The following is a 14,032-nucleotide window of genomic DNA, read 5'->3' on the forward strand; positions in this document are numbered from 1 at the left end:
TGTTCAACGGTCGGGAGAATAGGGGTGCGCGCTTTTCCAGTGCCGCGCGATGTCCACCCGGCGGCAGACCCAGACGCGGTCGTGGCGCGCGATGTGGTCCAGGAAACGCTGCAGCGCGGCGATGCGTCCGGGCCGGCCCAGCAGGCGGCAATGCATGCCGATGCTGAGCATCCTGGGCGCTTCGTCGCCTTCGGCGTAGAGCGCGTCGAAGCTGTCCCTGAGATATTGAAAGAAGGGTTCGGCGTGCGAATAGCCCTGCGGCAGCGCGAACCGCATGTCATTGCAGTCCAGGGTGTAGGGCACGATGAGCTGCGGCACGACCGTGCCGTCGGTTTTTTGCACCTGCATCCAGAAGGGCAGGTCATCGCCGTAGTAGTCGCTGTCGTATTCGAAGCCGCCATAGTCCGCCACCAGCCGGCGGGTGCGGGGGCTGTCGCGCCCGGTGTACCAGCCCAGCGGGCGCGTACCGGTCAGCGCTGTGATGGCGTCCATGCCCAGGCGCATATGTTCGCGTTCGGTGGCCTCGTCCACGTGCTGATAGTGGATCCAGCGCCAGCCGTGGCACGCGATTTCATGGCCCAGCTCCGTGAAGGCGGCGGTCAGTTCGGGGTGGCGCTGCAGCGCCATGCCGACGCCGAAGACGGTCAGCGGCAGTTGCCGCTTCTCGAATTCGCGCAGGATGCGCCACACGCCCACGCGCGAACCGTATTCGTAGATGCCTTCCATGCTGATGTGCCGTTCCGGAAAGCTGGCCGGGTTGAACAGTTCCGACAGGAATTGTTCGGATCCCGCGTCTCCGTGGAGCACGCTGTTTTCACCGCCTTCTTCGTAATTCAGCACAAACTGGACCGCGATGCGCGCATTGCCGGGCCATTGCGCATGAGGCGGATTGCGTCCGTAGCCGATCAGGTCGCGGGGGTAGGGCAGCGTGGAGTCGTAGGATGTCATCGCGAATGGGCGGCGCCGGGGCGCGCCCGCTCAAGGGTTGCATGGCGAACTGAACGATAACGGTAAAGCCAGTTCTTGTATACAAAGTATGTACATCAATATGCGCTGTTTGCGCCATCGGCGATTGCCCTCGATCCGATGCCAAAGCGCATCGCGTCGGTCAGGCCGCCGATCGAGTATCCGTTGCAGGATCGCCCTTGAATAGCTCCGCGCCCATGAAATCGATGAAGACACGCAGTTTCGGCGCCAGATGTTTGCTTGACGGCCACAGCAGCCGGAAGGTGCCCTGGTGCTCGACGCATGCGTCCATCACCGGCACCAGTTCGCCCCGCCCGATCGCCTGCCGCACCAGGAAGTCCGGCAGGCACGCGATCCCCAGGCCGGCCAGGGCCACATCCATCAGTGCCGCGGACGTGTTGCAGACCATCGAGGCCGGCAGCGCCCATCCCGGTTCGTCTTCAGCGCGCTTGAACGGCCACGGCTCGAATTTTCCGGTGCTGGGAAACTTGTGCTGCAAGCAGGCGTGGTGCGCGAGGTCGGCGGGAACCTTCGGCGTTCCGCGCCTTGCCAGGTAGCCGGGGGAGGCGACCAGTTGCAGCCGGTAGGTGCCCAGCGGGCGGGAGACGAGGCGCGAGTCGGTCAGTTCGCCGGTACGCATCACCACGTCGAAGCCTTCCTCGATCACGTCCACCAGGCGATCGGAGAAGTCCACGTCAAGCTCGATGTCCGGATAGCGGTGCATGAACGCGGTCAGCGCGGGCATGACCAGCATCCCGACCAAGGGCAAGCTGATGCGCAGCCGGCCCCTGGGCGCTTGCCGGGTTTCGGAGAGTTCCAGTTCGGCCGCCTCGACTTCGCACAGGATGCGGCGGCACCGTTCCAGGAACAGGGCCCCCTCGGCGGTCAGCGTGATGCTGCGCGTGCTGCGATGGAACAGGCGCACGCCCAGTCGTTGTTCCAGCCGGCAAATGCTCTTGCCCACGGCCGACGAGGAGACGCCGAGGATGCGCCCGGCCGCGGAATAACTGCGGGTTTCCGCGGCCTGAACGAAGAACGCAATGGCGTTGAGCGATTCCATATTGAGTCTATTTCGGAAATTTTGTCCGATATGTTTTGAACACCAGCATTATTGTCCTGTATCGCAAACGTGGCCAACATCACTGCCTTCGTCCAACCCGTGCCGGTTTCGCGCCCATGCGCCCGCCATCGGCACACCCACAGAGGCAGGATCATGGCAGTTTCAACCACAACAACGCTTGGCGTCGGCGCGCAAGCCGCGCGCTTTCCCCTGGCATCGCTGCTGGCCCTGGCGATGGCGGGATTCGTCACGATCCTGACGGAAGCCCTGCCGGCCGGCCTGTTGCCGCAGATCAGCGCCGGCCTGGAAATTTCCGAAGCGCTGGCCGGTCAGCTTGTCACCCTCTACGCCCTCGGTTCGCTGGTGGCGGCGATCCCGCTGACCGCCGCCACGCAGGGCATGCGCCGGCGCCCGTTGCTGCTTGCGGCCATTGCCGGCTTCGTCGTCGCCAACACCGTGACCACGTTTTCCGGCAACTATGTGCTGACGATGGTGGCGCGCTTCCTGGCAGGCGTGTCGGCCGGATTGCTGTGGGCGCTGGTGGCGGGCTATGCCGCGCGCATGGTGCCCGAACATCAGAAGGGCCGCGCCATCGCCGTTGCGATGGTGGGCACGCCGCTGGCGTTGTCGCTGGGCGTGCCGGCCGGCACCTTCCTCGGCAATCTGGTGGGTTGGCGGGCGTGTTTCGGCATCATGAGCGGATTGGCGCTGGTGCTGATGGCATGGGTGCGCGTCCAGGTGCCGGACTTCGCCGGGCAGGCGGCGGGCAAGCGCTTGTCGCTGGGTCACGTATTCACCCTGGCTGGCGTGCGTCCGGTCCTGTTCGTGGTGTTCGCGTTCGTGCTGGCGCACAACATTCTCTACACCTACATCGCCCCCTTCCTGACTGCTGCGGGCATGGCCGATCGGACAGACGTGGTGCTGTTGGTGTTTGGCCTTGCTTGCCTGATGGGCATCTGGATCACCGGCACGCTGGTCGATCTTCACCTGCGTGCGCTGACGATTGCCAGCACGGTCCTGTTTGCCCTGGCCGCGCTGGTCCTTGGCGCGGCGGGCGATGCGCCGGTCGCGGTGTATGCGGCGGTGGCCGCCTGGGGCGTGGCCTTTGGCGGCGTGCCGACGCTGTTCCAGACCGCGATCGCCAAGTCGGCGGGGGACGCGGCCGACGTGGCGCAGTCGATGCTGGTCACGGCCTGGAACATGGCGATCGCCGGCGGAGGCCTCGTCGGTGGCGTCCTGCTGGATCGCTTCGGCGTCGCGGCTTTTTCGCCGGCGCTGCTGGTGCCGCTGGCGGCCACGCTGGTCGTGCTGCGGGCGGCCCGGCGGCACGGCTTTCCCGCCGTGCGTGGGTAGGGCGCGCGGGTCAGCGCAGGTCGCCGCAGGGCCATGCGGTGACCCCGAACCCGCCGCTATCCGTTGCGGTACAGAAAGCTGTAGGCGTTGATCGCCGGCACCCCTCCCAGGTGCGCATACAGGACTCGCGAGCCCGCGGGGATTTCGCCTTTGCGGATGATGTCCATCATGCCCTGCATGGATTTTCCTTCGTATACCGGGTCGGTCATCATGCCTTCCAGCCGTGCGCAAGCGCGGATGGCGTCGTTCGTTTCGGCCGAGGGCAGGCCATAGGCCGGGTAGGCGTAGCGGGTGTCCAGGACCACATCCTTGTCTTCGATGGGCTGCTTCAGCCCGACCAGGTCCGCGGTGCGCCGCGCGATGCGCAGGATCTGGGCGCGAGTCTGATCCGGCGTGGCCGAGGCGTCGATGCCGATGACGTGGTCGGCGCGCCCGTCGGCCGCGAAGCCGACCACCATGCCGGCCTGCGTGCTGCCGGTGACCGCGCACACCACGATGTAATCGAACTTGAAGCCCAGAGCCGCCTCCTGGCGCCGCACCTCCTCGGCGAAGCCCACATAACCCAGCCCGCCCAGCTCGTGATCCGACGCGCCGGCCGGAATCGCATAGGGCTTGCCGCCGCGCCGCCTGACGTCTTCCAGCGCCTCTTCCCAACTGCGGCGAAAGCCGATGTCGAAACCCTGGTCCACCAGGCGCACGTCGGCGCCCATCAGGCGGCTCATCATGATGTTGCCGACCCGGTCATAGACCGCGTCCGAATAGTCCACCCAGTTTTCCTGGACCAGCACGCAGGCCAGGCCCAGCTTGGCCGCCACGGCCGCCACCATCCGCGTGTGGTTGGACTGGATGCCGCCGATGGTCACGAGCGTGTCGCAGCCTTGCTCCAGCGCCTGTGGAATCAGGTATTCCAACTTGCGCAGCTTGTTGCCGCCGAATGCCAGGCCGCTGTTGCAGTCCTCGCGTTTGGCGTAGATCTCGACCTTGCCGCCGAGGTGCGCGGAAAGGCGGTCCAGCTTTTCGATCGGGGTGTCGCCGAAGGTCAGGCGATGACGGGGAAAACGGTCCAGATCCATGGAGACTCCTGATGGGTTTTCGTGGGCCCGGGTGCCCGGCCGGGATAGAAAAATCATAGGAATTTCCGTGGAAGACGGTCAATTGCGTATTTTTTTAATTCCTTAAATCCAAAGTTGAGGATTTGCTTTTCGATGGATTTATTATTTCGAAGATATAAGGAATGACCGAATTAAATTTTTAGGGACTTATCACATGACCACCGCTTTCGCGCTGGACCGCATCGACCGCCACATCCTGCGCGTCTTGCAGGAAGACGCGCAGATCACCAATCTGGATCTCAGCGCGCGCGTACACCTGAGCCCCGCCGCCTGCCTGCGGCGGGTCGAAAAACTCAAGAGCGAAGGCATCATCCGGAAAACGGTCGCGCTGCTGGAACCGGCCGAGGTCGAGATGGCCACGCTGGTCATCGTGGGAGTGGTGCTGGACCGATCCACGCCCGAGTCCTTCACCGACTTCGAGGCCGCGGCGCGCGGCATCAGCGGCTGCCTGGAGTGCCATCTGGTGGCGGGCGAATTCGACTACTTCCTGATGCTGCGCATACGCGATCTGGAACGCTTCAACAAGCTGCATGCGGGCGAGATCATCAAGCTGCCCGGCGTACGCCAGATCCGCACGTTTTTCGTGCTGAAAGAGATCCTGTCGACCACCGCGTTGCCCGTATGACGAGGCGAAAGCGCAACACTTGAATTTCGGTCAATCAAAAATGACGCGCTGCGGCATTCTGGATTAACGGAATTTGGTGGCGCGAAGACGGCGAAATAAACGGGGTTCGCTGGACATTCCAACGCCGCATGACAGCATTCCGAAAGGGCTTTTGCGTCACGGAAAAGCAGCAAGACGTCCGTAAACTCAAAGGGTTATACTCTTGACCCATACGGCTTTTAAGGCTTGTACGCGCCTTCTGCCCCTGCTATCCGCTAAACGGGAAGCCCGTGTCGCGGAAGGTTTTCCTGCATCGTGTCGAGTGAAGCACTCGTAAAGGTGAAGCGATATGTCTTCGGAAATAGAATCTCTATCCACGTCTTATCTCTTTGGGGGTAACGCCCCGTATGTTGAGGAGCTTTACGAAGCCTACCTCGACAATCCCGGTTCGGTTCCTGACAATTGGCGCGAATATTTCGACCAACTGCAGCACGCTCCCGCAACCGACGGCCAGGAATCCACTCGCGACCAGGCCCACGCTCCCATCGTCGAATCGTTTGCCCAGCGCGCCAAGGCCAATGCCTTCGTGCAACGCTCTGCCGAACCCGACCTGAGCGTCGCCAGCAAGCAGGTATCGGTGCAGTCGCTGATTGCCGCCTACCGCTCGCTCGGTTCGCGCTGGGCCGATCTGGATCCCCTCAAGCGCCAGGAACGTCCCCCGATTCCGGAACTCGATCCCGCCTTCTATGGCCTGACCGAAGCCGATCTGGACCAGACCTACTCGGCCACCAACACCTACTTCACGACCGCCAGCACCATGACGCTGCGCGACATCCTGAAGGCGCTGCGCGACACCTACTGCCGCAGCATCGGTGCGGAATTCACGCATATCTCCGACCCCGCCGCCAAGCGCTGGATCCAGGAACGCCTGGAAACCACCCTGGGCGCGCCCGCCTACTCGGCCGAAGAAAAACGCCACATCCTGCAGCAGCTCACCGAGTCCGAAGGGCTCGAGCGTTTCCTGCACACCAAGTACGTCGGCCAGAAGCGCTTCTCGCTGGAAGGCGGCGAAAGCTTCATTGCCTCGATGGACGAAGTGGTGAACCACGCCGGTGAAAACGGCGTCCAGGAAATCGTGGTCGGCATGGCCCACCGCGGCCGCCTGAACCTGCTCGTGAACATCATGGGCAAGATGCCCGGCGACCTGTTCGCCGAGTTCGAAGGCAAGCACGCCGAAGGCCTGACCGACGGCGACGTGAAGTACCACAACGGCTTCTCGAGCGACCTGTCCACCCGTGGCGGTCCGGTCCACCTGTCGCTGGCGTTCAACCCGTCCCACCTGGAAATCGTCAACCCCGTGGTCGAAGGCAGCGTGCGCGCTCGCCAGGAACGCCGCGGCGATGGCGAAGGCAAGCAAGTGCTGCCGGTGCTGGTGCACGGCGACGCGGCTTTCGCCGGCCAGGGCGTCGTGATGGAAACCCTGAACCTGGCCCAGACGCGCGGCTACGGCACGGGCGGCACGCTGCACATCGTCATCAATAACCAGATCGGCTTCACCACGTCCGACCCGCGCGACTCGCGTTCGACGCTGTATTGCACCGACGTGGTCAAGATGATCGAAGCCCCGGTGTTCCACGTCAACGGCGACGATCCCGAAGCCGTGGTGTTCGTCACCAAGCTCGCCCTGGACTACCGCCTGCAGTTCCGTCATGACATCGTCGTGGACATCGTTTGCTTCCGCAAGCTGGGCCACAACGAGCAGGACACCCCGTCGCTGACGCAGCCCCTGATGTACAAGCGCATCGGCCATCACCCCGGCACGCGCAAGCTGTACGCTGACAAGCTGACCACGCAAGGCGTGCTGGCCGAAGGCGAAGCCGATCAGCTCGTCAAGGACTACCGCCAGCTCATGGAAGACGGCCAGCGCACCATCGAACCGGTGCTGACCGACTACAAGAGCAAGTACGCCATCGACTGGTCGCCGTTCCTGGGCGCCAAGTGGACCGACCAGGCCGACACCGCCGTGCCGCTGGCCGAATTGAAGCGCATCGGCGAACGCATCACCACGGTGCCGGAAGGCTTCACGGTGCACCCGCTGGTCGCCAAGCTGCTGAACGACCGCCGCACCATGGGCAAGGGCGAAATGAACCTGGACTGGGGCATGGGCGAACATCTCGCCTTCGCGACCCTGGTGTCCTCGGGCTACGCCATCCGCATCACCGGCCAGGATTCGGGCCGCGGCACGTTCACGCACCGCCACGCGGTGCTGCACGACCAGAACCGCGAACGCTGGAACGACGGCACCTACATTCCGCTGCAGAACGTGTCGGAAGGCCAGGCGCCGTTCACCGTGATCGACTCGGTGCTGTCCGAAGAGGCCGTGCTGGCGTTTGAATACGGCTATTCCAGCGCCGAACCCAACACGCTCACCATCTGGGAAGGCCAGTTCGGCGACTTCGTCAACGGCGCCCAGGTCGTGATCGACCAGTTCATCAGCTCCGGCGAAGCCAAGTGGGGCCGCCAGTCGGGCCTGACCCTGATGCTGCCGCACGGCTACGAAGGCCAAGGCCCCGAGCACTCGTCGGGCCGCATCGAGCGCTTCCTGCAACTGTGCGCCGACAACAACATGCAAGTGGTCCAGCCGACCTCGGCATCGCAGATCTTCCACGTGCTGCGCCGCCAGATGATCCGCCCGTTCCGCAAGCCGCTGGTGCTGTTCACGCCGAAGTCGCTGCTGCGCAACAAGGACGCGGGTTCGCCCCTGACCGATCTGGCCGGCGGCAGCTTCCGTCCGGTGATCGGCGAGGTCGACGAGGCCATCGACGCCAGCAAGGTCAAGCGCGTGCTGGCTTGCTCGGGCAAGGTGTACTACGACCTGGTCAACGCCCGCCGTGAGCGCGGCGCCGACAATGTCGCCATCGTCCGCGTCGAGCAGCTCTACCCGTTTGCGCACAAGTCGTTCGAAACCGAACTGCGCAAGTACCCGAAGGCTACCGAGGTGATCTGGGTTCAGGACGAACCGCAGAACCAGGGCGCCTGGTTCTACGTCCAGCATCACGTGTACGAGAACATGGTCGAAGGCCAGAAGCTGGGCTACGCAGGCCGTGCCGCTTCGGCATCGCCGGCCGTGGGCTACCTGGCCAAGCACCAGGAGCAGCAGAAGGCCCTGATCGAAACGGCCTTCGCGCCCAAGTTCAAGGTCATGTTGACGAAGTAACCTTTACTCGATGCACGCGCCGCGGGCGGCAAGCGTTCAGGAACCCCGTTTCGAACCTTGCCGCGCCGCGTGACCAGAACTCACTTTTACGGAATAAACAAAATGGCTATTACCGACGTCGTCGTTCCCCAACTTTCCGAATCCGTTTCCGAAGCGACCCTGCTTACCTGGAAGAAGCAGCCTGGCGCTGCCGTCGAAGCGGACGAAATCCTGATCGAAGTCGAAACCGACAAGGTCGTGCTGGAAGTGCCGGCCCCCGCCTCCGGCGTGCTGGCTGAAATCGTCAAGGGCGATGGCAGCACCGTGACCTCCGGCGAAGTGCTGGCCCGTATCGACACCGCCGCCAAGGCTGCTTCGGCCGCGACCGCGCCCGCTGAAGCCCCCAAGGCCGCTGAGCAAGCCGCCGCCGCGCCGGCCGCCGCGCCCGCTTCGTCGGCCGCCGCCGGTGTCGCTTCGCCCGCCGCCTCCAAGATCCTGGCCGAGAAGGGCGTCGACGCCGCTTCCGTGGCCGGCACCGGCCGTGATGGCCGCGTGACCAAGGGCGACGCCCTGGCCGCCGGCGCACCCGCCGCCAAGGCCGCCGCGGCCAAGCCCTCGGCTGCTCCCGCCCCGACCACGCTGTCGCTCGACGGCCGTCCGGAACAGCGCGTGCCGATGAGCCGCCTGCGCGCCCGCATCGCCGAGCGCCTGCTGCAGTCGCAGCAAGAAAACGCGATCCTGACCACGTTCAATGAAGTGAACATGCAAGCGGTCATCGATCTGCGCAGCAAGTACAAGGACAAGTTCGAAAAGGAACACGGCATCAAGCTGGGCTTCATGTCGTTCTTCGTCAAGGCCGCCGTTGCCGCGTTGAAGAAGTACCCGCTGATCAACGCCTCGATCGACGGCAAGGACATCATCTATCACGGCTACTTCGACATCGGTATCGCTGTCGGCAGCCCGCGTGGCCTGGTGGTGCCGATCCTGCGCAACGCCGACCAGCTGTCCATCGCCGAAATCGAAAAGACCATCGCCGACTTTGGCCGCCGCGCCGCCGACGGCAAGCTGGGCATCGAAGAAATGACCGGCGGTACGTTCTCGATCTCCAACGGTGGCGTGTTCGGCTCGATGCTGTCGACCCCGATCATCAACCCGCCGCAATCGGCCATCCTGGGCGTTCACGCCACCAAGGATCGCGCTGTTGTGGAAAACGGCCAGATCGTCATCCGCCCGATGAACTACCTGGCCCTGTCCTACGACCACCGCATCATCGACGGCCGCGAAGCCGTGCTGGGCCTGGTCGCCATGAAGGACGCCCTGGAAGATCCGCAGCGCCTGTTGCTGGACCTGTAATCTCGACGCCCCTGGCCGGCGCCGCGTGCAACCTCCCGGTTCCGCGGCGCCCTGGCCGGCTCCCCGCCGGCCCGCAGCCTGACTCCGCTGGGCAGGGCGTGCTCCACCCAATACCTCATACGCGAGAACACTATGTCCAAACAATTTGACGTCGTCGTGATCGGCGCCGGCCCTGGCGGCTACATCGCCGCGATCCGCGCCGCGCAGCTTGGCATGTCGGTCGCTTGCATCGACGCCTGGCAGAACGGCCAAGGCGGCCCGGCTCCCGGCGGCACCTGCACCAACGTCGGCTGCATTCCGTCGAAGGCGCTGCTGCAATCGTCGGAACACTTCGAGCAGGTCAACCACCACTTCGCCGATCACGGCATCGAAGTCAAGGGCGTGAGCCTGAAGCTCGACACGCTGATCGGCCGCAAGAACACGGTGGTCAAGCAGAACAACGACGGCATCCTGTACCTGTTCAAGAAGAACAAGGTCACCTTCTTCCATGGCAAGGGCGCCTTCGGCGGCCAAGTGGAAGGCGGCTGGAGCATCAAGGTCACCGGCACCACCGAAGAAGACCTGGTTGCCAAGCACGTCGTGGTCGCCACCGGCTCGTCGGCGCGTGAACTGCCCGGCCTGCCGTTCGACGAAAAGGTCGTGCTGTCCAACGACGGCGCGCTGAACATCGGCGCCGTGCCCAAGACGCTGGGCGTCATCGGCGCCGGCGTGATCGGCCTGGAAATGGGCAGCGTGTGGCGCCGCCTGGGTTCCGAAGTCACGATCCTGGAAGCGATGCCGGAATTCCTGGCCGCCGCCGATGCGCAAGTGGCCAAGGAAGCCCTGAAGGCTTTCACCAAGCAAGGCCTGGACATCCAGATGGGCGTCAAGATCGGCGAGATCAAGGCGACCGCCAAGTCGGTGACCGTGCCTTACGTCGACGCCAAGGGCGGCGAGCAGAAGCTGGTGGTGGACAAGCTGATCGTCTCGATCGGCCGTGTGCCTTACACCGGCGGCCTGAATGCCGACGCCGTGGGCCTGAAGCTGGACGAACGCGGCTTCGTGGCCGTGGACGGCGACTGCAAGACCAACCTGCCGAACGTCTGGGCAGTGGGTGACGTCGTGCGCGGCCCGATGCTGGCGCACAAGGCCGAGGAAGAAGGCGTGGCGGTTGCCGAGCGCATCGCCGGCCAGCACGGCCACGTCAACTTCGACACCGTGCCGTGGGTCATCTACACGTCGCCGGAAATCGCCTGGGTGGGCAAGACCGAACAGCAGCTCAAGGCCGAAGGCCGCGAGTACAAGGCCGGCAGCTTCCCGTTCCTGGCCAACGGGCGCGCCCGCGCGCTGGGCGACACCACCGGCTTTGCCAAGGTGATCGCCGATGCCAAGACCGACGAAGTCCTGGGCGTGCACATCGTGGGCCCCATGGCCTCGGAACTGATCTCGGAAGCCGTGACCATCATGGAATTCCGCGGCGCCGCCGAAGACATCGCCCGCATTTGCCACGCGCACCCGACCCTGTCGGAAGCCGTGAAGGAAGCCGCTCTGGCCGTGGACAAGCGTGCGCTGAACTTCTAAGCGCCGCTTGACCTGAGCAAGACCGGGGGCGGGTTCAAGGACCCGCCCTTTTTTTATCGCCCTCTTTCATTCCGCCTGGTCTGCTTCCCACATGAACGTCAGCGAATACTACGAACACGCCTTGGCCGAACGCGGCTACAAGCCCGACGATGCGCAAAAGAAGGCGATCGACCGCTTGCAGCGCTATTACGACGAATGGGTCAAGTTCAAGTCGATGCGCTCGAACGCCTTGAAGAAGCTGTTGAACCGGCCCGACGTGCCGCGCGGCGTCTATTTGTGGGGCGGGGTGGGGCGCGGCAAGAGCTTCCTGATGGACGCCTTCTACGCCACCGTGCCCGTCGTGCGCAAGACCCGCCTGCACTTCCATGAATTCATGCGCGGCGTGCATCGCGAGCTGGAAGAAGTGAAGGGCATGCAGGACCCGCTGGACGAGGTGGCCCGGCGCGTGGCCAAGCGCTACCGCTTGATCTGCTTCGACGAGTTCCACGTGTCCGATGTGGCGGACGCGATGATCCTGCATCGCCTGCTGCAAAAGCTGTTCGAATACGGCACGTCCTTCGTGATGACGTCCAACTACGAGCCGTCCACGCTGTACACCGACGGCCTGCACCGCGATCGCGTGCTGCCGGCGATTGCGCTGCTCCAGTCGCGCATGGACGTCATGAACGTGGATGCCGGCGTGGACTACCGCCGCCGTTCGCTGGAGCAGGTGCAGTGCTTTCACACGCCGCTGGACGAGGCTGCCCAGCAGGCGCTGCAGGCCGCCTTCGACAGCCTGGCGGACACCCCTCCGCAAGATCCGGTGCTGCATATCGAGCATCGCGAGATCCGTGCGCTGGCGCTGGCGGGATCGGTGGTGTGGTTCGATTTCGCCACGCTTTGCGGCGGCCCGCGTTCACAGAACGACTATCTTGAACTGGCCAACCGTTTTCATGCCGTGATTCTGTCGGGCGTGCCCAAGATGGGGCCGCGCCAGGCTTCCGAGGCGCGCCGGTTCACCTGGCTGATCGACGTGTTCTATGACCATCGCGTCAAGCTGATCATGTCCGCCGAATGCGAACCGGAACAGATCTACACCGAAGGCGCGCTCGCCAACGAGTTCCATCGCACCGTGTCGCGCATTCTTGAAATGCAGTCGCGCGAGTACCTGGAATCCGAGCGCCGGCTGACCGTGTCGTTGTAGTTATGCCGCATCCGGCCCGGATTGGGCGGGCCGGAGCGGATAAAATTGGTAATGCAAGTCATTATCAATTAAGATTTTGAGACTTCTGGTCAAACGCCGCAGTCTCATCCGTGTCTTCCACGCTTTTCTCTTCACCGGCCTCGTGCGTCGACGCCCAGGCCGCGCCCGTCGATGGCCTGTACCGCGATCATCGCCCGTGGCTGTTCGGCTGGCTGCGCCGCAAGCTGGGCTGTGCGCATCGCGCCGAAGATCTGGCGCAGGATGTGTTCCTGCGGGTGATCCAAGGCCGCAAGGCGGTGCGCGCCCACGAGGCCCGCGCGCTGCTGACCACGATCGCGAAGGGCCTGGTGGTGGACCATCAGCGCCACGCCGCGCTGGAACATGCCTATCTGGCCTATCTGGCCGCCATGCCCGAATCCTATGCGCCGTCGCCCGAAATGCAGGCCGAGCAACTGCAGTCGCTGATGCAACTTGACCGGTTGCTCGACGGCCTGCCGCCCAAGGCGCGGTCGGCGTTTCTGCTGTCGCAGCTTGACGGCCTGACCTATCCCGAAATCGCCGAACGGCTGGGCGTCTCCCTGAGTTCGGTGCAGCAGTACATGGTGCGCGCGATGACCGCATGTTATGCGGCGTTCTATGCCTGACGCCGCCAACGCCATGCCGCCGGACCCGGTCGTGCGCCAGGCGATAGCCTGGTGGGCCAAGCTGCAATCCGGGCTGGCCGACGCGCACGACCGGGAATCCTGTAACGCCTGGCTCGCGCAGGATCCTGCGCATCGCCAGGCCTGGGACCGGTTGCAGGCCATTGGCCGGGATGCCCGCCGGGTGCCGGCGGCGCTGGCCCACGCCGCGCTGAATGCGCCGGCTTCGCGGGGCCGCCGCGACGCGCTGCGCGGCATGCTGGCCGTGGCGGGCGTTGCCGCGACAGGCTGGGCGGGCTACCACCATACGCCCTGGCAGCGGTTGGCGGCGGACTTCAGCACCCGTGTCGGAGAACGCCGTCCCATCGCGCTGGCGGACGGCCTGCGCATCACCCTGAACAGCGACAGCGCGGTGCGCGTGAACGTGAGCGGCAGTGCGCGCGGAATCGACCTGTTGCGCGGCGAAATGCTGGTGCAGGCCGAATCGCGGCCTGGCGTGGACATGCTGCGGGTGGACTCCGGGTACGGGGAACTGCTGGTCGCGAGTGCCCGCTTTGATTTGCAGCGCATCCCGGGCGGGTCGCGGCTGGGGGTCTACGAAGGCAGCGTCGCCCTGTTGCGCGACGGCGTGCTGACCCATGTGAACGCGGGCGAACGCCTGGCCTATGCAGACACCGGCGAGGCGCTGCGCAATGCCTCGGATCCCGACCGGCTTGCCTGGGTGGACGGCATGGTCGTGGCCAAGGATTGGCGCCTGGATCATTTTGCGGCCCACCTGGCGCGCCAGCGCCTGGGCGTGATCCGGGTCGATCCCGCCGTGGCGGGACTGCGCCTGTCCGGGGTCTTTCCGCTGGACGACGCCGAGCGCGCGCTCAAGGCGCTGGAGCCCGCCTTGCCGATCGCCGTCACGCGGCATACGCAGTATTGGCTGCAGGTCGGACCGCGCGAAATCTGACCGTTACATTTTTTTTGCCCCACGCATTGCAGGTTTTCGAATCCCGTAC

At 64.7% G+C, this 14,032-nt stretch carries 11 protein-coding genes; 8 read left to right on the forward strand and 3 right to left on the reverse strand.

Features of this window, described 5'->3' with window-relative positions:
• Nucleotides 1–3: 3 nt before the first annotated feature.
• Together puuE and ASE30_RS13765 are read right to left on the reverse strand one after the other, a co-directional pair.
• Entirely contained in the window at nucleotides 4–948 is a 945-nt protein-coding gene (puuE, locus tag ASE30_RS13760; protein WP_057284857.1) for an allantoinase PuuE, read from the reverse strand.
• 160 nt (nucleotides 949–1,108) lie between these two features.
• The gene (locus tag ASE30_RS13765) at nucleotides 1,109–2,026 is read right to left on the reverse strand and encodes a LysR family transcriptional regulator (RefSeq protein WP_057284858.1); all 918 of its coding nucleotides are present in this window, start codon (nucleotides 2,024–2,026) and stop codon (nucleotides 1,109–1,111) included.
• 153 nt (nucleotides 2,027–2,179) lie between these two features.
• Between ASE30_RS13765 and ASE30_RS13770 the strand changes: the two genes are divergently transcribed.
• Nucleotides 2,180–3,379 carry an MFS transporter gene (locus ASE30_RS13770; RefSeq protein ID WP_057284859.1) on the forward strand — a complete coding sequence of 400 codons (1,200 nt, stop codon included), beginning with the start codon at nucleotides 2,180–2,182 and terminating at the stop codon, nucleotides 3,377–3,379.
• Nucleotides 3,380–3,435: 56 nt separating this feature from the next.
• On the opposite strand, the gene ASE30_RS13775 is transcribed toward ASE30_RS13770, so the two are convergent.
• Nucleotides 3,436–4,452 (reverse strand): 1-aminocyclopropane-1-carboxylate deaminase, encoded by a 1,017-nt coding sequence (locus ASE30_RS13775; RefSeq protein ID WP_057284860.1) that lies wholly within the window; start codon nucleotides 4,450–4,452, stop codon nucleotides 3,436–3,438.
• Between the two features lie 193 nt (nucleotides 4,453–4,645).
• Here ASE30_RS13775 and ASE30_RS13780 point away from each other — a divergent pair, with 193 nt between their 5' ends.
• From ASE30_RS13780 to ASE30_RS13810, 7 genes are all read left to right on the forward strand, one after another.
• Nucleotides 4,646–5,116, forward strand: a complete 471-nt coding sequence (locus tag ASE30_RS13780) for an Lrp/AsnC family transcriptional regulator (RefSeq protein ID WP_057284861.1) — start codon at nucleotides 4,646–4,648, stop codon at nucleotides 5,114–5,116.
• A gap of 328 nt (nucleotides 5,117–5,444) precedes the next feature.
• Nucleotides 5,445–8,312, forward strand: coding sequence for a 2-oxoglutarate dehydrogenase E1 component (locus tag ASE30_RS13785; RefSeq protein WP_057284862.1), 2,868 nt, complete (start codon nucleotides 5,445–5,447; stop codon nucleotides 8,310–8,312).
• A gap of 102 nt (nucleotides 8,313–8,414) precedes the next feature.
• A complete protein-coding gene (gene odhB, locus ASE30_RS13790; protein WP_057284863.1) occupies nucleotides 8,415–9,644 on the forward strand; it encodes a 2-oxoglutarate dehydrogenase complex dihydrolipoyllysine-residue succinyltransferase in 1,230 nt (409 codons plus the stop codon).
• A 132-nt stretch (nucleotides 9,645–9,776) separates the two neighbouring features.
• Entirely contained in the window at nucleotides 9,777–11,204 is a 1,428-nt protein-coding gene (gene lpdA, locus ASE30_RS13795; protein ID WP_057284864.1) for a dihydrolipoyl dehydrogenase, read from the forward strand.
• Nucleotides 11,205–11,295: 91 nt separating this feature from the next.
• Nucleotides 11,296–12,387: a cell division protein ZapE gene (zapE, locus tag ASE30_RS13800; RefSeq protein WP_057284865.1), complete on the forward strand. Its 1,092-nt coding sequence runs from the start codon at nucleotides 11,296–11,298 to the stop codon at nucleotides 12,385–12,387.
• A 110-nt stretch (nucleotides 12,388–12,497) separates the two neighbouring features.
• Nucleotides 12,498–13,031, forward strand: coding sequence for a sigma-70 family RNA polymerase sigma factor (locus tag ASE30_RS13805; protein ID WP_057284866.1), 534 nt, complete (start codon nucleotides 12,498–12,500; stop codon nucleotides 13,029–13,031).
• On the forward strand, nucleotides 13,024–13,983 hold the full coding sequence (locus ASE30_RS13810) for a FecR domain-containing protein (protein WP_057284867.1): 960 nt from the start codon (nucleotides 13,024–13,026) through the stop codon (nucleotides 13,981–13,983). The genes ASE30_RS13805 and ASE30_RS13810 overlap by 8 nt, the downstream gene beginning before the upstream one ends.
• Nucleotides 13,984–14,032 lie beyond the last annotated feature (49 nt).

Origin of the sequence: Achromobacter sp. Root83 (assembly GCF_001428845.1) — a bacterium.
Classification (GTDB): domain Bacteria; phylum Pseudomonadota; class Gammaproteobacteria; order Burkholderiales; family Burkholderiaceae_B; genus Achromobacter.

What these genes read in the sequence shown, in the direction of transcription:
- puuE (WP_057284857.1), bottom strand. Translation starts at nt 948, where the DNA reads ATGACATCCTACGACTCCACGCTGCCCTACCCCCGCGACCTGATCGGC.
- ASE30_RS13765 (WP_057284858.1), bottom strand. Translation starts at nt 2,026, where the DNA reads ATGGAATCGCTCAACGCCATTGCGTTCTTCGTTCAGGCCGCGGAAACC.
- ASE30_RS13770 (WP_057284859.1), top strand. Translation starts at nt 2,180, where the DNA reads ATGGCAGTTTCAACCACAACAACGCTTGGCGTCGGCGCGCAAGCCGCG.
- ASE30_RS13775 (WP_057284860.1), bottom strand. Translation starts at nt 4,452, where the DNA reads ATGGATCTGGACCGTTTTCCCCGTCATCGCCTGACCTTCGGCGACACC.
- ASE30_RS13780 (WP_057284861.1), top strand. Translation starts at nt 4,646, where the DNA reads ATGACCACCGCTTTCGCGCTGGACCGCATCGACCGCCACATCCTGCGC.
- ASE30_RS13785 (WP_057284862.1), top strand. Translation starts at nt 5,445, where the DNA reads ATGTCTTCGGAAATAGAATCTCTATCCACGTCTTATCTCTTTGGGGGT.
- odhB (WP_057284863.1), top strand. Translation starts at nt 8,415, where the DNA reads ATGGCTATTACCGACGTCGTCGTTCCCCAACTTTCCGAATCCGTTTCC.
- lpdA (WP_057284864.1), top strand. Translation starts at nt 9,777, where the DNA reads ATGTCCAAACAATTTGACGTCGTCGTGATCGGCGCCGGCCCTGGCGGC.
- zapE (WP_057284865.1), top strand. Translation starts at nt 11,296, where the DNA reads ATGAACGTCAGCGAATACTACGAACACGCCTTGGCCGAACGCGGCTAC.
- ASE30_RS13810 (WP_057284867.1), top strand. Translation starts at nt 13,024, where the DNA reads ATGCCTGACGCCGCCAACGCCATGCCGCCGGACCCGGTCGTGCGCCAG.